20 protein-coding genes and 2 pseudogenes are annotated in these 22119 nt (G+C 33.4%); 13 read left to right on the forward strand and 9 right to left on the reverse strand.

Features of this window, described 5'->3' with window-relative positions:
* The first annotated feature begins 287 nt into the window (after positions 1-287).
* The 6 genes from ACFX40_RS24955 (at position 288) to ACFX40_RS24980 (ending at position 7599) form a co-directional block, all read left to right on the forward strand.
* Positions 288-1070 (forward strand): hypothetical protein, encoded by a 783-nt coding sequence (locus tag ACFX40_RS24955; RefSeq protein ID WP_377256836.1) that lies wholly within the window; start codon positions 288-290, stop codon positions 1068-1070.
* Positions 1071-1991: 921 nt separating this feature from the next.
* Positions 1992-2654, forward strand: a complete 663-nt coding sequence (gene sigH / locus ACFX40_RS24960; protein ID WP_016766094.1) for an RNA polymerase sporulation sigma factor SigH — start codon at positions 1992-1994, stop codon at positions 2652-2654.
* Between the two features lie 397 nt (positions 2655-3051).
* Complete coding sequence (locus ACFX40_RS24965) at positions 3052-4302, forward strand: MFS transporter (protein ID WP_377256839.1); 1251 nt, start codon at positions 3052-3054, stop codon at positions 4300-4302.
* A 595-nt stretch (positions 4303-4897) separates the two neighbouring features.
* Positions 4898-6082, forward strand: a complete 1185-nt coding sequence (locus ACFX40_RS24970) for an Alp7A family actin-like protein (protein WP_016766092.1) — start codon at positions 4898-4900, stop codon at positions 6080-6082.
* Positions 6083-6099: 17 nt separating this feature from the next.
* Complete coding sequence (locus tag ACFX40_RS24975; protein WP_377256842.1) at positions 6100-6477, forward strand: hypothetical protein; 378 nt, start codon at positions 6100-6102, stop codon at positions 6475-6477.
* Between the two features lie 231 nt (positions 6478-6708).
* Positions 6709-7599 carry an Rpn family recombination-promoting nuclease/putative transposase gene (locus tag ACFX40_RS24980; protein WP_377256845.1) on the forward strand — a complete coding sequence of 297 codons (891 nt, stop codon included), beginning with the start codon at positions 6709-6711 and terminating at the stop codon, positions 7597-7599.
* An 886-nt stretch (positions 7600-8485) separates the two neighbouring features.
* Here ACFX40_RS24980 and ACFX40_RS24985 read toward each other — a convergent pair.
* The 3 genes and pseudogenes from ACFX40_RS24985 to ACFX40_RS24995 all read right to left on the reverse strand — a co-directional run.
* Positions 8486-8908, reverse strand: a pseudogene (locus ACFX40_RS24985) (DUF7832 domain-containing protein); the annotation flags it as partial.
* A 294-nt stretch (positions 8909-9202) separates the two neighbouring features.
* Positions 9203-9763 carry a hypothetical protein gene (locus ACFX40_RS24990; protein ID WP_377256848.1) on the reverse strand — a complete coding sequence of 187 codons (561 nt, stop codon included), beginning with the start codon at positions 9761-9763 and terminating at the stop codon, positions 9203-9205.
* Positions 9764-10113: 350 nt separating this feature from the next.
* Positions 10114-10959: a CPBP family intramembrane glutamic endopeptidase gene (locus tag ACFX40_RS24995; protein ID WP_377256851.1), complete on the reverse strand. Its 846-nt coding sequence runs from the start codon at positions 10957-10959 to the stop codon at positions 10114-10116.
* A gap of 286 nt (positions 10960-11245) precedes the next feature.
* Between ACFX40_RS24995 and ACFX40_RS25000 the strand changes: the two genes are divergently transcribed.
* Together ACFX40_RS25000 and ACFX40_RS25005 are read left to right on the forward strand one after the other, a co-directional pair.
* Positions 11246-11545, forward strand: a complete 300-nt coding sequence (locus ACFX40_RS25000) for a DUF2089 family protein (RefSeq protein WP_074895555.1) — start codon at positions 11246-11248, stop codon at positions 11543-11545.
* Positions 11542-11829 (forward strand): hypothetical protein, encoded by a 288-nt coding sequence (locus tag ACFX40_RS25005; protein ID WP_074895554.1) that lies wholly within the window; start codon positions 11542-11544, stop codon positions 11827-11829. The genes ACFX40_RS25000 and ACFX40_RS25005 overlap by 4 nt, the downstream gene beginning before the upstream one ends.
* A gap of 88 nt (positions 11830-11917) precedes the next feature.
* Here the strand turns inward: ACFX40_RS25005 and ACFX40_RS25010 are convergent, their stop codons facing one another.
* From ACFX40_RS25010 to ACFX40_RS25030, 5 genes are all read right to left on the reverse strand, one after another.
* Positions 11918-12172, reverse strand: coding sequence for a hypothetical protein (locus ACFX40_RS25010; RefSeq protein ID WP_377256854.1), 255 nt, complete (start codon positions 12170-12172; stop codon positions 11918-11920).
* Positions 12173-12229: 57 nt separating this feature from the next.
* On the reverse strand, positions 12230-12421 hold the full coding sequence (locus tag ACFX40_RS25015) for a hypothetical protein (RefSeq protein ID WP_043981794.1): 192 nt from the start codon (positions 12419-12421) through the stop codon (positions 12230-12232).
* Positions 12422-13014: 593 nt separating this feature from the next.
* Positions 13015-14040: an NADPH dehydrogenase NamA gene (gene namA, locus ACFX40_RS25020; RefSeq protein WP_377256857.1), complete on the reverse strand. Its 1026-nt coding sequence runs from the start codon at positions 14038-14040 to the stop codon at positions 13015-13017.
* Between the two features lie 42 nt (positions 14041-14082).
* Positions 14083-14397: an ArsR/SmtB family transcription factor gene (locus ACFX40_RS25025; RefSeq protein WP_097825324.1), complete on the reverse strand. Its 315-nt coding sequence runs from the start codon at positions 14395-14397 to the stop codon at positions 14083-14085.
* Between the two features lie 156 nt (positions 14398-14553).
* The gene (locus ACFX40_RS25030; protein WP_377256860.1) at positions 14554-15459 is read right to left on the reverse strand and encodes an alpha/beta hydrolase; all 906 of its coding nucleotides are present in this window, start codon (positions 15457-15459) and stop codon (positions 14554-14556) included.
* 1058 nt (positions 15460-16517) lie between these two features.
* Here ACFX40_RS25030 and ACFX40_RS25035 point away from each other — a divergent pair.
* Positions 16518-16943 carry a GNAT family N-acetyltransferase gene (locus ACFX40_RS25035; RefSeq protein WP_377256863.1) on the forward strand — a complete coding sequence of 142 codons (426 nt, stop codon included), beginning with the start codon at positions 16518-16520 and terminating at the stop codon, positions 16941-16943.
* Between the two features lie 183 nt (positions 16944-17126).
* On the opposite strand, the gene ACFX40_RS25040 is transcribed toward ACFX40_RS25035, so the two are convergent.
* Positions 17127-18026 carry a LysR substrate-binding domain-containing protein gene (locus ACFX40_RS25040; RefSeq protein ID WP_377256866.1) on the reverse strand — a complete coding sequence of 300 codons (900 nt, stop codon included), beginning with the start codon at positions 18024-18026 and terminating at the stop codon, positions 17127-17129.
* 244 nt (positions 18027-18270) lie between these two features.
* Here ACFX40_RS25040 and ACFX40_RS25045 point away from each other — a divergent pair, with 244 nt between their 5' ends.
* The 4 genes and pseudogenes from ACFX40_RS25045 to ACFX40_RS25060 all read left to right on the forward strand — a co-directional run bounded on the left by ACFX40_RS25045 (position 18271) and on the right by ACFX40_RS25060 (position 22060).
* Positions 18271-19383 (forward strand): MFS transporter, encoded by a 1113-nt coding sequence (locus tag ACFX40_RS25045; RefSeq protein ID WP_377257054.1) that lies wholly within the window; start codon positions 18271-18273, stop codon positions 19381-19383.
* A gap of 320 nt (positions 19384-19703) precedes the next feature.
* Positions 19704-20681 carry a porphobilinogen synthase gene (gene hemB / locus ACFX40_RS25050; RefSeq protein WP_377256869.1) on the forward strand — a complete coding sequence of 326 codons (978 nt, stop codon included), beginning with the start codon at positions 19704-19706 and terminating at the stop codon, positions 20679-20681.
* 42 nt (positions 20682-20723) lie between these two features.
* Positions 20724-21282: pseudogene (locus ACFX40_RS25055) on the forward strand (DDE-type integrase/transposase/recombinase).
* A 283-nt stretch (positions 21283-21565) separates the two neighbouring features.
* Positions 21566-22060: a 2,4'-dihydroxyacetophenone dioxygenase family protein gene (locus ACFX40_RS25060; protein WP_162215350.1), complete on the forward strand. Its 495-nt coding sequence runs from the start codon at positions 21566-21568 to the stop codon at positions 22058-22060.
* Positions 22061-22119: the final 59 nt, after the last annotated feature.

A 22119-nucleotide genomic window follows, 5' to 3' on the forward strand; every position in this document is an offset into this window, starting at 1 on the left:
AGAGATGAAATCTAACTGTAAATCTATAGTAAGCGACTGTTAAGTTTGGATTGGAGAAGGCTAAAGAGATGAAATCTAACTGTAAATCTATAGTAAGCGACTGTTAAGTTTGGATTGGAGAAGGCTAAAGAGATGAAATCTAACTGTGAATCTATAGTAAGTAACTGTTAAGTTGAACTTATCTTCAACTACACTTTAGAAATCTGACTATAAATCTGTGATTAATTAATGTTAGGTTTAACTAAAGTTTAACTAAAGAGGGAGATGTTATTAAGAAACTATATTAAGTGAGCAATAAGTTTAACTTAAGTTTTACTAGCGCTAAAAAACTAACTATAAATCTATACGAGGCGGTTTCTTCTAACATAACAGGAACCGTAACCATTGAAAATCGTGTGTACCATGCGGCTAATAGCTCACTGGATATGGTCATCAAAATGGATCAAACAGATGAAGAAGAAGTAAGCTTTGTTGCACAAGAAAAAGCGAATCCAAACATCAAATTACCTGTTCATTTATTGCATGAAGATGATGGCTATTATGTGGTAAGAATCAGCGATTTATCTCCAAATTGGGAAGCACTTGCCTTTGATCTATACCAAGAGAATGAAGAAAAAGAAACGGTAAACGTAGATGATGTAACGAGTGATTCAGAAACAGATTCAACAGAAGAAATAGATGCTCATGCGTTAATTACAACGCTCTATTCTGACCAACGAAAAACAAAAAGTGAAGAAGGAAAAGGAATAAAAACCAAACAAGATTATGTGCTTTTAGTCAATGATTTGGAAAAAGATTTTGTTAAAGAGAAAATGAAAAACTATGAAAAGGCAATTAAGGTAGAAGCCAAACATAAACGTCAAACGCAACAAGAAATGAACGAATTACAACGTGATATGAAGTACCAAGTACAGGAGGAAAAAGCCGATACGGAATCAAAAATTGCGATGAAAAAGGATGCCATTCAATCGAGTGATGCAAGCATTCAGCTCTATAAAGATGAACAAAAAAGTTTACAAGAAAAGCTCCAAAAATTGAATAAAAAGCAACAGGATTTAGCCATGAAGTGAAAAAACACAGGGGGACGCAAAGGGGACATGGCTCCAAAACAGGGGGACATAAAGGGGACATCGGGATTTTAAAAGGGGACGTAAAAAGGACGTACACCAAAAAAAGGGGACGTAAAGGGGACATTTAGCGATTTTCTTTGTACCCACGGTTTTGCTAGGCTCTGCCTAGCCCCACACCTATGGTGGGGGCAAAAACCCCTTATGCTCTTCTCTCTTTTGTAGTGGTGAAGCACAATTTACAGGAAAGGAACGAATGTCATAGATATGTTTTTACAAAGTATCATTCTGATTGCTGTTGAAAAAATGGATGAGGTGACGAAAGAAAAGAATATTTCTTCCAAAGAATTTTAAAAGTGAGCTTAAAAAGGTGGGAGGTGCTGAGAGCGAAAAAGGATTATGACAAAGGGAGAAAAGAGAAATCACAAAATGGATGCATGAAATTTTTTGCACGGAATAATAGAGCATATTCTACAAATAAAAGAAATGCAACACAAGAAATGGAACGTTAAAAAAAGCAAAAGTTTGAAGACGAAATAAAGGTTGAGGCGTCTTCTTTTTTCATACTAGGAAGGTGGAAGGAGGGAAGAAGCAGCAAGCAAACCAACGAATTAAGATTTGATTATTATCAATAAGTATTACAACAAACTTGCTTATTTGCACAATAGCTATATTGAAGTATTTGATCCAGTAGCAACGAGTAAAATGTGGGAGAAAACACCTGTTGGCTTTTTTAAAGTTGTAAACAAGATTAAAAATCGTTCTTATCATATAGGTCATATACATGATATAAGGTTTGATGTAATGTCTTACTTCTTTCTCCCTAAATATTCTTTCTACTCTTTGTTTTTTCGACATTTTTTATACCTTCTCTTTTTTATAATGTAAAGTACACAAAAGCATAAAACAAGAGGAGGAGCGCAGATGAACATGGTAGCAGGTGTAGAAACAAGAGAAGAAAAGACGACCCTAAATGATGAAGAGATTGTTCAAGCGTTTCAAAAAGGCGACGAAGGTGTTTTCAATGTGCTCATAAAGAAATATGAGTATTTGGTCTGGTCAAAGGTAAAAAGATACTTCCTACTAGGAGGAGATCGAGAAGATCTCTTACAAGAAGCAAGGATAGGATTATATAAAGCTGTTCGCGATTTTAAAACCGAAGGGATGAGTTCATTTAGGGGATTTGCTGATCTATGCATTACACGTCAACTCATTACAGCTATAAAGGCAAGTGCTCGTCAAAAACATTCCCCCTTAAACAATGCCATCTCTTTAAACATACCTAAGAATTCAAAGCGATTGGAAGACGATTTGATTCTTATGGAGATGCTTCCTCACCCACGTGCTGTAAGCCCCGAACAAGCTACCGTGGAAAAAGAAAATAAAAGAGAAAGGGAACAGAGGTTACAAGAAATACTGTCACCTATTGAAAAAGATGTATTCGCTCTATATATGAAGGGACAAACGTATATGCAAATCTCTCAGGACCTACATCTTTCTCAAAAAACAGTAGATAATGCGCTTTACCGAATTAAGAAAAAAATGAAGCATCAAATGCAGTATCTGTATTTACAGCAATCATCCTGACAGACGTAGATAATTTACTGTAAGCTATCTCTCTTTAATATCTAATAGAAGAAACCTTCCCAAAAAATAGTTATTTATTTTTAATAGATTGATGATGAGTGAAACGAATATTTTGTAGAAATTTCGGGTTCTAAAAGCGTTGATTTATTACAAATAATAAATTATCCTATTACTAGTAAAAAAAGGAAGGGTGGACGTGAAACAATGATTAATTAATCCTATTTTCTAAGAAAAAATTCGTTAAATAATACGATGGTTTTTTCTGAATAGGATTAGACTGTACTTTTACATACAAATCAAATTGATCATTGTATTCCTTTCTTTCGGAATGTCATGCCAATATTGTTGTTGTATTGTACTTCCTCCTGTTCAGAAAATACGCAGGAGGTTTTTTGTTTTGGAAGAGAAATTACCCGTAAACCATTCAACAAAGTTGTTTGGAAACCGTGTTTTTCAAGCTATTATTATCTCTGGGGTATTCTTGCAAATAGGAATATGGGTTAGGAATTTTGCTGTACTTCTTTTCATAATGGAGAAGACAAACGGCGACCCATTTGCAGTATCTTTGATATCTGTAGCAGAATTTGCACCAATTTTTATTTTCTCTTTTATTGGCGGAACATTTGCAGATCGCTGGCGTCCAAAACGTACCATGGTGTGGTGTGATATTTTAAGTGCAATATCTGTATTTGCTGTGCTTGTCACGCTTATACTTGGATCTTGGCACATTGTTTTTTTCGCCACCTTAATTTCTGCAATCCTTTCCCAATTCTCCCAGCCTTCAGGGATGAAACTGTTTAAAATGCATTTACCGGAGGAGCAAATGCAGGTAGGGATGTCAGTCTATCAAACGGTCTTTGCGATATTCATGGTTCTAGGACCAATACTAGGGACATTTGCCTTTCAAGCCTTTGGTATAAATCTCTCCATTGCCATCACAGGTACAGCCTTTTTACTATCAGCAGCAGCACTCACTTTTCTACCTTCCGACCGAAAGATGGAAGAAGAGAGTGGGACTACATCACTGCTAAGTGAAATGAAAAGTGGTATTAAGTATGTTTTGGGGAAGAAAGAGTTGAGCCTGTTAGGTCTATGCTTTTTAGCAGCTGGACTAGGAATAGGGTTTATTCAGCCTCTCTCCATTTTTCTTGTAACAGAGCAGTTGGGTTTAGCAAAAGAAAATCTCCAGTGGTTACTTACAGCTAATGGAATTGGCATGATCTTAGGAGGAGCAGTAGTAATGATCTTTGCCAAAACAGTAGCACCGCAAAGGCTGCTGGCATTTGGAATGGTTGGTAATGCAATTGGGTTTGCCATAATGGGATTATCAGTAAATCTATGGCTGACGCTGGGAGCTCAGTTTCTAAATGGTCTCATGTTACCATGCATTCAGATCGGCATCAATACGATGATCTTACAGAGAACGGAGGCTGCTTTTATTGGCAGGGTCAATGGGATTCTAAGTCCTCTTTTTACAGGAGCCATGGTATTGACGATGAGTGTAGCTGGTATTCTAAAAGAGCAGTTTTCATTAGTTGCTATATTTGAGGCAGCAGCAGTCTTGTTTATTATAGGTTTGCTTTTTATATTACCTCTATATAATCTAAAAGAGGAGACAAAGCAGAAAGGTATAGAATTAGGAGAGTAAAAAACTAATTATGAATGCTTATCTAAATACCTATAATGAAAAAAAAGCATTTTTATTGTAAAGTACAACCAAAGGAAATTGAATAAAATACGGTATGTTTTAATTCTAAAAGATGTGGTACACATATAGTACAGTATCAATATCATGTAGAATTGAATGCTGTGAAAGGTTAAATACTTAGCTTAATGAAGGGACTGGTTCGGTTTTGAAAGACGTAACAGCGACTTCAGCAAATGTATTACCCCAATTGACAAGTAGGTATTGTGATTTAACGAATGGTACTCTCGTTATGAACCGTTATACGTAACGAAAGGGCCTCAAAAGGGCAATTGAACATGAGAATTATTTTATTGTAAGAGAGGGGAGCCTGCATCATTTTTGATGCAGGCTCTTATTATGTTGATGATATAAAGTAAGGTACATAAGGATTGAATCTGAATATTGCTTGTAGATACAAGTTCTACTTAATTTGAATAATTGTTGATATATGTAAGGTTTTGTAGATAACTAAATTGCTCCCACATATTGAATATTTATCCTATATCAAGTACAATAAGTTGAATATAAGTTCAACTTAAAAAAGAGGTGTTTATAAATGAAAATTTCACGTTTTAATAAAGATTGCGGTAACTCTGTTGATATGAACATTATGGATGGATATCTATTTGATTTTCCAACGAATGTAGTTGAACTTCAAAAAGAAGCTGCAGACTCTTTTTTCACAGATGCAGTTACAGCTCCAGAAGAATTCAAGAAACGCATTTTACTTTCTACAACCATTGAGGGGGAAGAGAAGGAGCGTTATTTCTTAGTAGGTGACATTGCAGCTAGTCAATTGCTGGCCAACAATCACATTAATAAATTACATAATAAAATTACAAGTCATATTCCATACATCACCTTTTTAGCTGCCATTGCGTATTACCATGCGTTACATGCAAAAAATAAAAAGGACACTACAATTGAAATTGACTATTTTTCTACCATGTTACCAATCTGGCTTCTTAAGAAAGAGAGCACATTTGGGGCGGCTCAAAAAGCTATGGCTAATCGCTTCTTAGGCGACCATACGTTTACCGTGCATACGCCTGGTTTTGAAAATACTCTAAAAGTATTAGTGGAAGAAAGTGCATGCTTAAAAGAGGGAGAAAGTGCACGTTTTGCGTTAAAAAAAGACTTAACGCTTCAAGATCGGGAAGATGCGAATGAGTATGTAGAATGTGAAACAGTCATGGTGGACATAGGCGGTGGTTCCATTGATGTGGTTATTCTACCTGAAGGGTTGAAAGCTGCGAATAGCCGCGAATCATTTCAAAGCATTGAAGGCATTCCTTATTTAGCGCATATTGATAAATTGCGTAAAGAGAAATTTCTAGAATTATTTACAGACTTACGTGCCTTTGATCAATTTATTCTCGATAACTACAGCAAGCAAAAGTTTGTATTAAAAAACGAGAACACAGGTGAATCTATTGATTTAACAAGTACCATCAAATCTTCACTACGAGAATATGTGGAAATCTTATTGGCTAAATTAAATGATGTCGCACCACCACCAGCGAATAAACTACGTAAGTATGTGTACTGTGGTGGGGTAGCTCCCACTTTAGAAGTAGCGATCATGAATAGTATGCGCGAAAAAATTGGGGAAGAACGTACGGAGAAGTATCATAAGGTTCCCCAAGATAGCCGCCATTTAAATTTATTCGGCTTGGAGATTCGTAGTATTGGTTACGTTCAAAAGAAGCAAGCAGTAGAGAAGAAAGCCGTTAAATCCTAACAACGTAGGTGATAGGGATGTCAGAGCGTCAAAATGCGTTTACCATTAAGACAAATCGATTGAGTGATGAAGTTTATAATAAACTAGCTACATATGCTAAATCGCGTAAGTTAGGGGATTATATTTCCTCCTTAATTCTACGTGACCTAGACGGTTCATCTACTGAAAGAAAAGCAATTCAAGACCAAAAAACCTACGAAATGCTTGAACATATCAAGAATGAATTAGCTGATTTAAAAACATTAGCAAAAACAACGGGTTTCGTAGGAAACGATTCCTTCAAAGAAGAAGAGCCTTCAAAGGTTCCCCAACTGAAAGAAGGAAAGGTTGCAGATTTAGCAAATATATCTGGCTCATTAGACGATGATGACTTAGAAGAATATAACGATTTTTAAATGAAAAGGCCACTAAAATTGATCAGCATCCCAATTTTAGTGGCTTTTCTATTTGAGTTACCACAGTCGGTAGTTCAGAAGGTTTAAGGAATGGATATCGTAGTCATTTGATTGAGATTTTGGCCAGATATAATCATAAACACTGGTTGGTTTTCGTTTCTACATTTGCAAACACATCCTGCTATCTTATAAAATAGGGGTAAGAAATAAGAAAGATAGGAAGAGGAATTCATGTCCACAAAATTAGTAAATTTACGAATTGATTTCGCTTTTAAACAATTATTTGGTACCAAAGGTAGCGAGGACATCTTAACAGGTTTTTTAAACGCTGTTTTAGAAAAGTCTCTAGAAGCACCCATTAAGTCTCTTCAATTGGAAGACCCACACCTTCACAAGGCTTATGAAGATGACAAGTTATCTATCTTAGATTTACTAGCTACATTGGATAACGGAACACAAGTGAATATCGAGATTCAACTTCGTAATACGCATGATATGGTCAAGCGTTCTTTGTATTATTGGAGTAAATTATATACGTCACAAATGCAAGAAGGGATGCCTTATCGTGCTTTACGAAAAACCATCACCATTAATTTATTGGATTTCATTTTATTCTCTTCAGATGAAGAATTTCAAACGACAGGTCAGTTGTGGGACACAACAAAGCAACGTGTTTTAAGCGATGATATTGAAATTCATTTTGTGGAAATTCCAAAGCTTGTGAAACAGTGGAGGGAAGAAAAAGTCAACCCATGGGAAAATGCATTCGTTCGTTGGATATTATTATTACCAGCTCATGAAGATGAATATTTAACTCAAACATTGGAGGAGATTGCGATGAATCAAGATCCAATTCTACAAAAAGCGATGGATAAATGGGAAAATATGAGTCATGATTCTTCATTCCGAAGCGCATATGAAGCGCGTGAGAAATTGCTACTTGATGAACAAGCTAAACTAGCCCATGCTCGTGAGGAAGGGCTAGAAGAAGGTATGGAAAAGGGATTGGAAAAAGGGAAAATCCAGTTGATTCGTAGCATGTATGAGAATGGTATGACTTTGGATGATATTGCAAAGTTTACCGGTTTAAGTATAGAAGAAGTAGGAAGAGTAATACGATAATATAGAGGGTGACAAAAGCTTTGCGAAAGGTTTCGTAAAGCTTTTTTATTTTATAATCGCTTCTCAACAAAATAGCCTAAAAAGGTACACCTTTTTAGACTATCTAGAATCAAATGATCAAATGTCTATTTAGTTAATAAATTTAATCTTTATGGACATATAAAAAGTATTTTACCTTTATAGACGAGATGTGATATTTAACTTTAGTTAACATAAAACGTGTTGCAAAAACATCGAAAAGTCCGTAAACGTATACTTTTGCGAACATATAATTTTTTGTTTTTTAGAATGTGAGTATTGATATTAAAAAGAAGCCACTACGATTGTTTGGCTTCTTTTTACGTGTACAATGAATTTAGTTGCTATTTTCGTCAGACCATTTGTCTTCACTATCGATCCATTCGTTCTTCTTTAAATCAAAAGATTCTATATCATCATGAAAATCTAGATAAACAGGCAGATTTATTCCATTATCGCCAGCTTTATTCCAACAAGTGATAAACCATTTTGAAATCAATTCTTTCTCAGCAGCAGATATTTCTTCTTCATTTTGTTCATAAAAATCCCAAAACTCATCTGAATGCTCGTCGGCTAGCTCATAGTATTCAAACTCTTCAAGTAGCTCATAACTACCTGAAAAAATGGCACGATTGTTTCCTTCATAGAAAACTTCATTCGCTTCATTGTCCATAGAAAACATCCTAATAGACAAATCAAATGGCTGAATGAAGATTTCAAAGTCCAGTAAGTCAATGTCCTTATAATAATGAAAAGTATGTACTTTTTCGATATTGTTAATTAACTTATCTTCATTTTGTTCAAGTGTTTTCTTTAATGAACCAATATATGAATCAACCGTAAATAACTTATCACCTTTATTTTCTTCTTTTGTATGCTTCCAAGTATCAAAACGCTCATTAATCTTTGTATTAATAGCCTCATAATTATTCCACGTATCTTCTACCTCATAAAGGGATTTTATATGAGGAAATATAGCTTCATAATCATCTAAATAAGTACCTTTATCGAAATCAAAGTAATCTGTTGTAAAGGCCTTTCCTTCCGCATTCAGCATATCGCTGGCAAAGACGCCATCCCATTCCATATATATTTCAGTTCCGGTCATGTTCTTTTGTTTAAACTCTATAATTTCCTGCGCAGCCTCTTCTTCAAATTCTTTGCTATATAAGTTTTCTTCAATAATCCAACCGAGATACATTCCAGTATGAACGAATGCCTGTTTTTCACTCAAGTTACTCGGGAAATCTCCTTCATAATGCCATTTAGCTTTATCATAGACGGTTGTCATGGTCTCTTCCTCTTTCTCTATATCTTCTATTAAGGTAGTTTCTTCTTGTTCACGACTACTTTTTTTATTTAATGAGTCTTCGCAGCCTTGCAGGAACAAAATAATAAACACAAAAAATGGAATGCACTTTAATTTAACTCTATACTCAGACATGAAGTATCTCCTTTATTTTTATCTATTTTCCATTTAACTTATTACTTCACTATCAGCTTTGAGGTCCTAAAATAACTAACTGACTACAACTTGCTTTGACCCACTTAACAAACAAAGTATTGAATATAGATATAAATTATTTTAATAAGGTGATTCGAATTTTTCTACATATAATCCCAATGATTCAACGCTTTCACAAGCTTCATAGCAATTGCTATCTGCCCCTATATACATGTAATAGTCGTATCCGAAATGAACAAAAAATTGATTTTTAATTCCTAATTTACACCAGGCTTCTTCTCGAAGAGTTAGTTTGGCCAATTTTTTAACCTCTTCAATAGAAATACTTTTTCCAATCCATAGGTCCGATGTAAAATCATATTCATTTTGAATTGTTAGTCTATCTGAGGAAAGCTCTAAAGCATGTATATAAACTGTAGTGATATTCATATCATTCATAAATTCTACAATCGCTTGAATGTAAGCTTCTTCAACTCTTAAATAATTGACTAAACTAACCTTATCTCCTACTTCATGAAAAGAAGTCCAATCATCATAAAGGTAACTTCCTTCATTGTTTCTATGTAAAGGGTTATACTTTGTTACTCTCCAAGAATTCAATACGGTACACTCTCCTAAATCTATAAAAAATATTACATAATTATACTCTATAGGTAACTTAACTTCTATTAAAAAAAGCAAAATAAAAAGCCACCCAGTATTTGCAGGACAGGTGGCTTTTTACTATAAAATGCATGTGCAGACATATAATAACACATTTTTTACCTTATAGACTATATTTTTCTGTACGAGCATATGAATAAAAGGTGCGCTTTTTATTCATTTTTAGGTCATTCATTATACTAAAAAAAGCTTTCATATCAACGATGTATAAAAAGTTGCATATTTGATAATTGTGACCCTTTTAGAACCCTTACTCCCATAAGGGTTCTTTTTTGGTATGTGTTCCGGAAAGAGTGTTTATGTAAACTAGCTCTGTATATGATATACACTAAAAAAATTCCTGTTATCGAACTATATGATAATTTTCTTTAATTCAAATCTGCGGATCTTATACCCTTGACCTTATTTTTTCTAGCTAAAACTTTTGTATTTCTCTTAATATATATAACCAGCATAATTGTAGAAACAATTAACAAGGTTAAATTAGGAGCCATTTTATTATGTAAATCAGCAATAGTCATAATGTTAGTAAATTCAGGAGAATCCGGTAGATAAATAGATAAAACCATTAAGATTGTATTATTCAAAATATGAGAAATAATAGGGACTAGAAGGTTGTCTGTTTTGAGAAACAGTAAAGTTAATATAAATCCAAACATTGACGCCGCAATAATGTCAGAGTGAAATAGACCAAATATTAAATTTGTTATAATAGCACTCGCTATTATGTTTGTTTTTTTAGCTAAACGTTTTAATAACAACCCTCTAAATATAAACTCCTCAGCTATAGGACCTATTAAACAGATATTAATCCCTAACAAAATATATTGGAAGTTGTTCGAAGGCATTGGAACATCCTCACTTAACATCTCTGCTACATAATCCGGAAAGATAAAAGACAACATGTAATTGGTTAACCGATACGCACCTAAAGAAAAAGCAATTAAAAGACATATTAATATTAGAATAGTTGGTAATTGTTTATGAATTCCTTTTATGTGTAATACAGAAGAAACTTTGTATTTTTGCTTTTTAAAATGAAAAGAAAACCATATAAAAGGAAAAATCCCTAACAAACCATAAGAAAATATAATGTCAAATAATGAATCATCTTCTTGAGGTCTACCTAAGATAAAGAAATATCCTAAGAAAAGAATAATAAAGAAAACAAATCCTGAAAGTAAGAAGTAACGAATTTTCATTGAGTTAAACATAAATTCACCTTTCATAACAAATATATAAAATATTAATTTCTAAAAGTAACATTCTATATATTAACACAAATGTATAATATTGTTGTTTGTTTTTTTTATATTATTTCCGATAATTCACATTATGGTAACTAAAAGTGTATGACATATATAGTATAAATAGTGAAATAATTATCTATAATACCAATGGCTGATTAAATATTTTTAAAATAAAGTTAAATATTTTTATTTTTAACTTGAATAATATTTAACTTTATTTTAATATTATTTATATAGGAGGTGGTTTTTTATGGAAAGAGAAGAAATTCCTTCGTGGATTATGGCTTTGGATAAAGAATCTGTAGAATTCATCAGAAAATTTATTTTAAATTCAGGTTCTTTAAAAAATATGTCTACTCTGTACGATGTTTCTTATCCAACTGTAAGGGCAAAATTAGATCGATTAATTAAAAAAATAGAGTTACATAGTAAGGAAGAAGATGTTGAATTTATAAATATGATTAAAAGTTTTGTTATAGATGAACGCATCAGTCTAGACGTTGCAAAAGTTATAATTGAGAAATATAAAGGGGAGAAGGATATAAAATGATTGACCATCTAAATTCGATTCTCATTACAATTATTGTGTTAGGTACTCAACATTATTTGTCTACTAGAAACAATCCTTATCTTGGAGGAATCTTACCAGCAGGATACATAATTTTTATAAGTTTCTTTTTCACTAAACTTGTTAGTGGATATGATAAATTTTCTTCGTTTTTCATGATTATTGCAGGTTTGACTATATTCTTAGGTATATGGGCATCAGGTAGAGAAAAATTAAAGAAAAAAAGACAAAAAGAATTAGATCGAATTGAGCTAGAAAACCTTTAATTGTGGGTAATGAATATAGGTTTGAGAAGAATAAAAAAGCTAAGGATTAATTTCTTAGCTTTTTTTATTTCCGATAATGTTGCTTATGTTAACTAACTTTGTATATCGCATACAGGGCTAGTGTTCCAAAAGTTATAAAAGAACAACCTGTTAGAATGGTTAATGTTTTTGCTATACGCATTGGGAACCTGTTCCATAATTTAATTAAAACTTCAAGCTCAATATAACCACTTACTCCAATAGGGCTTTCACTCTTGTAATCATTCTTTTTCATTTTAAATAGAGATGAGTAAAAAATAATAATTCCCCATACAAGAGACAATCCTGCTATAAAGGTTAACAAAGTATTTACCTCCCGTTTAATTTTAATTTTTTCACCTCATAAAAAGAGCTTTAAACCTTACGAAATATATTTAAGGCTTAAAGCAAAATAAATAATAAACGACATAACTAAGTAGCAACTAATAATTCCTATTCTTAAACGTTTAGAACGTCCTTTTAGCCAGCCCCATCTTTTATCGTCATAGTCGAAAATAAAATAGTCCGCAATGATCGATAAAATAATGATAATACTTACTATTAGTACACTCATTCTTCGTCCCCCTTCATTATTTGCAACTATTAAATAATATAACAAAATAACCAATAAATAACAAAAGAGCACCTAGAAAATCCATTATGTTAACTAACCTTGCATACCATATACAGCGTAAAAACAGAAAAATCCACTGGACCTAATCAGTGGATTTTTCTATCCTCGTAAGGAATGGAGAGCTATTTTATGATACCTCACGGCGTCTTGGGTAGTTTGCTCGAATAATAATAACTTATTCATTTTTAAGAACTTTTGTTAGAAGTACTATCTGATTATGCAACTCGTTCTTAGTAGGTAAATGTCTACAGTTATCATAATCTGCAATTAGACATTTAACCTCCCTATAGAATAGGAAATGTTCATAGTTATCGAGCATATTTTCTCCTCCTGATGCTATCCCTATCTTTTATATGTACCCCTTCAACACGTTCTTCTAACACATGATTTCCGATAACGTACATAAATGTATACCTTTTTGAACTATCTACACTGGACAGACTTCAACATAGGTTAACTTTATATAGTTATTAATAAAAATTAAGGGCATTTTCTTTAATAAATCTCGAAATTCTGCCAACAGCTGTTTATATTTAAAGCGTTTTAATCCATGACCATGAATACTGTTGCGGCAATTCTAAATCATAATTCAAACGATTGGCTGCATAATATGTCCAGTGAGGATTCACTAATAATTCACGTCCTATAAAAACTAAATCGGCACGTCCATTTGAAATAATTTCTTCAGCTTGTTCTGGCTGAATGACTTTTCCTACTGCCCCTGTAGCAATCTCTGCTTCCTTGCGAATAGACTCTGCATATAAAACTTGATAGCCAGGAAATGTTTTTGCTTTTGCAGGCGTAAGTAATCCATTACTTACATCAATTAAATCTACTCCAAGCTCTTTTAACCATTTAGCATATACAATGCTATCTTCAATTGTGTTGCCACTCTCTGCTTGATCAGTTGCAGAAATCCTTACAAATAAAGGCCCCATCCACTCAGACTGTACTTTTTCAATGACTTCCTTCAGAATACGAAATCTGTCTTCTGGAGAGCCTCCATACTCATCAGTTCGATAGTTAGTAACTGGTGAAAGAAACTCATGAAGTAAGTAACCATGCGCAGCATGGATTTCTACCACATCAAATCCAGCTTCTGTACAACGTCTTGCACTTTGACCAAATGCCTCTACTACTTGATTAATTTGTATCTTAGTAAGCTCTTCAGGAACTTTTCCACCTTTTGAGAAGGCTATAGCAGATGGAGCCGCAATAGGATCATCGATTTTAGCTTTACGGCCTGCATGATTTAATTGCATTCCTACCGCCGCACCTTGACCTTTAATTAAATTGACTAGGTCCCTTAAACCTTCTACTTGCCCATCTTCCCAAATACCGAGGTCGGTTGGTCCCATTCTTCCTTGTTTAGTAACTGCTGTTGATTCAATTATGATAAGTCCCACTCCGCCAACAGCTCTTGCAGGATAATGGATACGGTGCCAATCTTGTACAAGACCAGAACCGTCTTTACAAGCATACATACTCATGGGAGACATGACAATTCTATTTTTTAATTCTAAGTTTTTAATTTTATATGGACTAAATAAATTGGACATTTTATGCACACTCCTGCGAAATGATTGAGGAATGGCTCTTTTCTATAGATCGACTTGAATCTTTTCTTTGAACCGTTTAATATTTTCCTCATTTCTTCGATAATAAGTCCATTGGCTAATATGTTTCGATTCCACTAAGCCTACCTTTTGCAGCTGAACTAAATGATCGGAAATGACTGATTGGGACATCCCAGTTTTCTTTTTAATAGAACTTACACAGACCCCTTTAAAGTCGGAGTTTTTCGGTAAATTAATTTGAGGTTCAAAGTTTTCATCCGGATCTTTTAGCCATTCTAAAATGTTATATCGGGTTTCATTAGACAATGCTTTTAACACAGGTAAAGTTAAAGTATCCATATGCTATCTACCTTTCTAAAAATAAAATCGAATAAACGAATATATAATATATTTTTGTCACCGTTTAAACATAGTATTTATAGTTTATCATATTTAACATTTAACCTTCCTGTAGAAAAAGCCCGGAGATATATCCAGGCATTTTTTCCTCTTTTTTTATTTAGTTTGTTTTGAAAAGATTTCGTTCATGAAATCTCCAGCACTTAGAATAGCTTCCTTGCCTTCTTCTAGGAAAGAATGAAATGCTGGCCAGTTATGAACCATACCAGGGAAGGACCTAAATCTAATGTCGATTCCTGCTAATGCAGCATTGTTAACAAATGTTAAAGCCTCACTTAACATTACTTCAACTTCTCCCACCATTACATAGATTGGTGGTAACCCTCTTAAATCACCATAAATTGGTGATGCTAAAGGAGCCTCTGGTGAAGTACCATTTAAATACGTTTCTGCTAGATATTTAACACCTGCAGTTGAATTCATTGGGTCAATTCCTTCTTTTGTTATATAAGTTTCACCAGTTTGAGCCAAATCAATCCAAGGTGAAATCATTACACCACCAGCTGGAAGAGGTAACTTTGTATCACGAATGCTCATTAATAATCCAGCAGTCATGCTTCCTCCTGCTGATTCACCAGCAATAATAATATTTTTAGCATCATAACCTTGATCTAATAACCATGTATAAGCTTTTAGTGCATCTTCAATTGGTGCAGGAAATGAATGCTCAGGAGCTAATCGGTAGTTAATTGCAAGTGTACGTGCTTTCGCTGCTCTTCCTAATTCACTCGTTTCTCCGCGATGAGATGCAATACTTCCAAATAAGAAACCTCCACCGTGTAGGTAAAGAAGTACACGATCATCCTTAGATTCAGGAACGATTTGCCACTCGCCTTCCATTCCGTTAATATCTACTTTTTCTGTTGCTACATCATCAGCAACTGGTAATTTCCCATACATTTTCTCAGCTTGCACACGTAATTCTTCAACCGGAATAGTGAAGTCAGGTATATTATCTTTGAAGAAATTACTTGCTTTTTGAATATCTTTATAGTTACTCATATATAACACTCCTTAAAATTATGAAGATTAACTTCATTTATTCAGTTAAAACTACACCTATTTATTACAAACATTAACTACTCAAATATAGAACCTTTCAAGCACAATACAGAGTATTAATCGGTTTTTACCGATATTAACATTTAAAAATTTTTATATGGTTTATTCCTATATATTTTTTAATTCCATTCTATATCACTAAAATTAAAAAGGTACCTCTATCCTTTCAAGCTTTAAATAAAACACATTTGTTAATCGCCAAAAACCGATTAACTGGTGTAAAAAAATATATTTTGGATATTTCAATTGTATCCACGTGAATATAATTAACATTATTGTAAATGAAAGTTAGTTAATCTCTTTTTCCCGATATTGTAATGCAAAATAGGTTTTATATTGCGCTTGAAAGGTGTAAGGAAAATTTAACACACTTAAAATATATCGTCAACTAAAAAACGATAACCAATATATTACAGTTTATATCTGTATCATAATACAAAGTTAGTTTATATATACAATTATACTTAGTTTTGTCTATTATTTATTTGAAATTATGTTACTTATCACTCCTTATATAGATATAAAGTTTTTACTTCTTATCATATACCACTCTCTCTTCTACTTTCCTTTGGAGAATTTTTTGTATTCGCGATAAATAAACATAAAATTCACAATTATTTAATGTTGATGTGTTTTTAATAAGGAAAATTCAATCAAAAATAAAAATAATACTTTTTTTATATAGAACAGTAAATGAATAAACTATCTTCTAAAAATAATTGTTTTATCACTTACACTTAGTGACGACAAATACGCTATTTTTCTACAACGTATATACTTCTAAATCACAGAATATCAATTATTATTTAACAGTTATTTCTTTTACTCCGACTTTCGTGTTTCTAAATAGGTATACTTTTACGGACGAAATATTTAATTCTATTATAAGATGTTAAAGTAATTATTATCGTTAACAAAATAAAAAGCTATCTTGGCAGTGTGGAAGTGAGGTACCTATAATAAGAGTTAAGCATACTAATAAGAGTGGAGAAGATAAAATGGTGCAGGTAAGAATGGCAACACTTAATGATTTAGAGAAACTGGTATGTATTGATTCTGAAGTTATCGGTAACAGAGAAAGAGAAGCAGACCTAAGGGAGTTCATTAAACAGAATAGATGTTTTTTAGGACAAATAGAAGATCAGATTGCCGGTTTTCTAGTGTATCATAAACATTTCTTTGGTCATTTGTTCATAGAATTAGTGATTGTACGCCCGACACTACAACGACAAGGTATTGCAAAAACACTTATGAAATATGTAGAAAATGTTTGTCCCACAAATAAAATTTTTTCATCAACGAATAAATCAAATGAAAAAATGCAAAAAGTCTTTAATTCACTGAATTATGTTAGAAGTGGATGTATTGATAATTTAGATGATGAGGACATAGAAATCGTATTTTTCAAGAAAATTAGTAACTAACAATAAGAGACCTTGAAGTTTCAGGTCTTTTTTAGTGCCGGGAATGGCGATTATGGTAACTAGGCATACGTAGGATATACCATTTTCATTTTATATACTTGTACTTAAACTAATGACTAGTTTAAGTGCAAGTATAAATTCATTAGAAACTGTGCTTGAACTCAAATAATATCAAAAACAATCCTACTTAATAAAAATCGGAATGACAGATTCTTTTACTAATTCAACAAAAGCTTTGACTATTGACGATTGATTTTTACTTTCCCATACAAGGGCCGTTACAGTATTAAATTTGTTATTCCTAATGTCCCGATATATAACTTCATTTTGTAATAATAATTGGATGGAAGCAGGAACGATAGCTACACCAATTCCTGCAGAAACTAAAGATATAACCGTAGACATTTCTGCTGTTTCTTGTACAATGTTTGGACTAAACCCTGCTTCATAACAGCTGTTAATCACCCCATCATAATGATGTTGGTTTGATTTTCTTCCAATTAAAATAAATGGATCATTGGCTAACTCAATAAGATCAATTAAGGATGTTTTGAAAGCTAAAGGGTGTTCTTTTGGTAAGGCTACAACCATAGATTCTCGTCTAATTATTTCAAAATTAAGTGTTTCATCTTCAATGGGTTCACTAATTATCCCAATTTGAATAGTTCCCTCTTGTAAGGCTTTTAATTGTTCTGCAGACGTAAGTTGTTTTAAAACTACATGAATAGAAGGATATTGTTTTCTGTACTGTTTTATGATGGTTGGAAGAACATCATAAGCTGATGAAGCTAAAAAACCAATAATGATTTCTCCAAGCTCTCCTCGACTTACCATTCTAACTGTTTCGATTGATTCATCTAAACTTTTGAAAAGCAGATAAACTTTTTCTAAAAACACTTGCCCTTCTTTGGTTAACTCCACATGTCTTTTCGTCCGATAGAAAAGTGAGACTCCCAATTCTTCTTCTAACTTACGGATCTGAAGGCTTAATGGCGGCTGTGCCATGTTTAAACGGGCTGCAGCTTTGCCAAAATGTAGTTCTTCAGCTACTGTTTTGAAATATTTCAAATGACGTAATTCCACTGTAATCCCTCTCTTATTGTTTTTAATACTTTTAATGTATTAATTACTTATAATATATATATTAGACATGTTTATTCGCGTCTTGTAAAGTAGAAACGAAGAATTCTTCATATACAGTTACATTATTTAGAGTCATCAATAAAGAATTAATAAGTTTTAATCACGCAGAAAGAGGGTTCTTAGGTTGAATTCACCAATATCGAAATTATGGACGTGGCAGTTTTTCCTTATTATTTTAATAACTATGTCATTTTACCTGTGTCTACAGATGCTTACAGGGGGATTTTCAATTTTTGTTACAAAACTTAGTCACAACCCAACCTTAGGAGGCGTTATGACGACAGCTTTTATGTTGGCCGCGATTATAACTCGTCCAGTAACAGGAATTTTAATGCATAAAATAAATATCAAAAAGGGGCTATGCGTTATGCTCCTTTTTGTACTTGTTTGTATCATGATTAGTTACGGTCAACAAGTTATTCCTTTATTAATATCACTACGAATTTTAGAAGGTATAGGCTTCGGAGTTACAACAACTCTATTAGCTACACTTGCAACAAATTTGATTCCCGAAGAACGAATGGGTGAAGGGATTGGCTACTTTGGAATGGCGACAAGTCTAGGAGCAACTCTCGGTCCGATGATTGCCCTATCAATTTTACATTCATTCTCTTTTAAATTTCTTCTTTTTGTAACCATGTTTCTAATAGTAATCTCATTTGTTTTTTCATTTTTTATCAAAATCAAACAATCGCAGTCATTTGCTGAACCGCCGACCCAAAAAGAAGCATTAATGGATTTTGTTTTTGATAAACGAGCTATGCTTCCATGCTTTTTAGTCATGCTTTTTTATTGCACTTATTCCGGTATTGTGAATTTTATTAATAGTCTAGGGGAAGAAGAGCATTTAGGTAGCAAAGTTTCTCTCTTCTTTTTAATTATTGCCGTTGTCATCGTATTAGTTAGACCCTTTTCAGGAAAAATTTATGATCAAATGGGGCATAAGTACTTAATTTATCCGGCAAGTATCTGCAGTATCATTGGTTTGATCTTAATTGCATTTGCACATGGCTTTACGACATTTTTCATTGCAGCCGTACTTTACGGTATTGCTTACAGTGTCATGCAACCCTCATTTCAAGCATGGGCTGTAAGCAAGGTATTTGCTGATAAAAAAGGGACGGCCAATGCCATGTCCCTTAGTTCTATGGATTTAGGAATGGCCCTTGGTTCTCCAATTCTTGGTGGTGTTGCCAGTTTAACAGGTTACAGAGGGATGTACAGCCTTTCCTCCCTGTTAATTGTCGCCCTTGTCTTAATGTATATGATGAGACACCTTAAGGACATTAAGGCGTAAAAGGTATAATTAAAATTCAACTAGCTAAAGGAGACAATTGCCATTTAGAACTGGGAAATTAAATTATGTAACTTCATCTAAGTTTAAAAAGCGCGCAAATTAAGATTTTTAACTGGTGAAAACCTTCATGCGAAGATAGTCCAAGACCATGGGAAAGTAACAGCTACTCTTCATTATCTAGAATCATAAAATTATAATTACAACAAACAGCAATAACGGCAAATGTTTAAAGAAAAAGAAGACTCTATAGTTAATGCTGTAATAAAAAATTATTGAGTGAAAGAATCTTGAATTAATCTATAAAGAAAGAAGGAATAAAAATGAATACTTTAAGTTTTAGACGTCACCGTCACCTACGTTCCTCAGAAAACATGCGCACGATTGTTCGAGAGACTCATTTATACAGAGAAGATTTAATCTATCCTTTTTTCGTAGTTGAAGGCGGAGAAGAGAGAAAACCGATTAAATCTATGCCTGGTATAGAACAAATTCCTTTAGATCTATTGAATGATGAAATGAGTGAAATTGTAGAATTAGGTATTAAAGCTGTCATTGTTTTTGGTATCCCATTAGAAAAAGATGAGATTGGTTCTGGAGCTTATCATGATCATGGGATTGTCCAAAACGCTATTCGCCAAATTAAAGAAAAATTTCCTGAGTTGATTGTTATTGCTGATACTTGTATGTGCGAATTTACAAGTCATGGACATTGTGGCGTTGTTCAAGGAGAAAAAGTCTTAAATGACCCTTCCTTAGATTTATTAGCTAAAACCGCGATTAGTCAAGCTCAGGCAGGAGCAGATATTATTGCACCTTCTAATATGATGGATGGATTTGTTAAAGCTATTCGATTGGGCTTAGACAGTGCTGGATTTGAAAATATACCGATTATGTCTTATGCAGTAAAATATTCATCTGCTTTTTATCAACCTTTCCGTGAAGCTGCGGAATCAAGTCCAGAGTTCGGCGACCGAAAAACCTATCAAATGGATCCGGCAAACCGTTTAGAAGCATTGCGTGAAGCTGAATCTGATGTATCAGAAGGAGCAGATTTTATCATCGTAAAGCCTGCTTTATCTTATTTAGACATTATTCGTGATGTAAAAAACAGATTTAAGCTACCAATAGTGACATATAATGTGGGTGGTGAATACGCTATGGTTAAAGCTGCAGCAATAAATGGTTGGATTGATGAAAAACAAACAGTGTTAGAAGTACTAATCTCTATGAAACGAGCAGGTAGTGATTTAATCATTACTTATCATGCTAAAGATGTTGCTCGATGGTTGTCGGAATAAACGATTCTGGTATAAGAAATCTATTAAACATAACCTGCTGACATTATTTTGCCGACGTTAGAATGTTGCCTACGGGTTAATTTGAGTTTTGGGTATTTTGGCTGAAATAATGGAGACACAGGGAATATCCATTCCAAATATAAAAATTATACGTTTAGAATTAGCTGAAAAGAGTAAGGCATTACCTTAAAGTAACAAATGGCTCTTGAAAAATCGATGAAATATATATTAAGGTAAAGGGCAATAGATATACCTATATCGTATAGCCGATTACGAAGAAAACACCTTGATTTTTATCTTAGTAGAATAAGAGACAAAAAAGCTGCAAAGCGCTTCTTCAAAGAAGCTTTGTAGCTTTTTGATGTTTCAGTTTCATGTGTCATAACAGCAGATAAGACCTCTTCCCTACCATGGAGAAATTCAGGCAAGTTAAGTAGAGCTCAATTATAAGGTAGAGCAAGATCACTGTTTAATTCGTTCTATGCTGGGATTGAAGTTACTTCGTACAGCTATTTACATACTGTGTGGTACAGAAGCCATACATATACTTAAAAAGAAACAAATTCGTCAAAGGGTGATGTCTATTCAAAATCAAAAATAATTCATCCATAAGCCATTTGGATTGGCTTCATAAGCTAACAACTTTAGAGAAACTCCCTCTTTATGTTTTTAGTGAATAATCAGTCTTTATACCAGACACAAACCGTGCATATTTGCACATAACGTGCGAATGTGCACGGTTTTTACATGAAAAAGTTTTAAAAATTGCTGTTTGTCTTTTTAAATAACTTAATTTCAATAAAATTATATGTTGGCACGAATATTGCATTCTTAATAAATGACAAAACATATTGTCAAAATGTGATTAATTAGGAGGAATAAATGTGTCAACAACATTAGATTTAAATGCGTTTACGGAGAAATATAATTTACCGGATCAAGCCATTGATGTTAATGAGATTCCTTGGGTACCAACTTTTACGGAAGCAGATGGTGTCTGGTTTAAGCCGGTCCGATTTGATTTAACAACAGGTAACTGGATTCATATTTCAAAATTTAAAGCAGGTAAAGGCAACGCGCGACACCGACATACGGGGGGGACTGTGTTGGCCTATACACTTCAAGGAACCTGGAGATATTTAGAAAGAGACTGGATAGCCAAGCCAGGTACTTTTGTTTATGAACCGCCAGGTGATATCCATACCTTAGTAGTGGATGAAGGAGAAGATATGATTACCCTTTTCAATTTAGGAGGGGTCATTGAATATTTCGATAAAGATGGAAATGTCACATTACAGGATGATATTTTCTATAGAATGAAAAAATACTTCGACTACTGTGAAGAACATAATATTCCTGTGAAAGATTTAACTTTTTAATTATGATCTCTTCTGAAATAATATTGTTGTTTAAATAATTTCTAGCTCATTCATTTTAT

The sequence above is a fragment of the Priestia sp. YIM B13552 genome (assembly GCF_042787775.1).
GTDB lineage: Bacteria > Bacillota > Bacilli > Bacillales > Bacillaceae_H > Priestia > Priestia megaterium_E.

Excerpts from the sequence above, each read along its gene's own strand:
- sigH (WP_016766094.1), top strand. The coding sequence starts at position 1,992 with ATGAACATGGTAGCAGGTGTAGAAACAAGAGAAGAAAAGACGACCCTA.
- ACFX40_RS24970 (WP_016766092.1), top strand. The coding sequence starts at position 4,898 with ATGAAAATTTCACGTTTTAATAAAGATTGCGGTAACTCTGTTGATATG.
- ACFX40_RS24975 (WP_377256842.1), top strand. The coding sequence starts at position 6,100 with ATGTCAGAGCGTCAAAATGCGTTTACCATTAAGACAAATCGATTGAGT.
- ACFX40_RS24980 (WP_377256845.1), top strand. The coding sequence starts at position 6,709 with ATGTCCACAAAATTAGTAAATTTACGAATTGATTTCGCTTTTAAACAA.
- ACFX40_RS24995 (WP_377256851.1), bottom strand. The coding sequence starts at position 10,959 with ATGTTTAACTCAATGAAAATTCGTTACTTCTTACTTTCAGGATTTGTT.
- ACFX40_RS25000 (WP_074895555.1), top strand. The coding sequence starts at position 11,246 with ATGGAAAGAGAAGAAATTCCTTCGTGGATTATGGCTTTGGATAAAGAA.
- ACFX40_RS25005 (WP_074895554.1), top strand. The coding sequence starts at position 11,542 with ATGATTGACCATCTAAATTCGATTCTCATTACAATTATTGTGTTAGGT.
- ACFX40_RS25015 (WP_043981794.1), bottom strand. The coding sequence starts at position 12,421 with ATGAGTGTACTAATAGTAAGTATTATCATTATTTTATCGATCATTGCG.
- namA (WP_377256857.1), bottom strand. The coding sequence starts at position 14,040 with ATGTCCAATTTATTTAGTCCATATAAAATTAAAAACTTAGAATTAAAA.
- ACFX40_RS25025 (WP_097825324.1), bottom strand. The coding sequence starts at position 14,397 with ATGGATACTTTAACTTTACCTGTGTTAAAAGCATTGTCTAATGAAACC.
- ACFX40_RS25030 (WP_377256860.1), bottom strand. The coding sequence starts at position 15,459 with ATGAGTAACTATAAAGATATTCAAAAAGCAAGTAATTTCTTCAAAGAT.
- ACFX40_RS25035 (WP_377256863.1), top strand. The coding sequence starts at position 16,518 with ATGGTGCAGGTAAGAATGGCAACACTTAATGATTTAGAGAAACTGGTA.
- ACFX40_RS25045 (WP_377257054.1), top strand. The coding sequence starts at position 18,271 with ATGTCATTTTACCTGTGTCTACAGATGCTTACAGGGGGATTTTCAATT.
- hemB (WP_377256869.1), top strand. The coding sequence starts at position 19,704 with ATGAATACTTTAAGTTTTAGACGTCACCGTCACCTACGTTCCTCAGAA.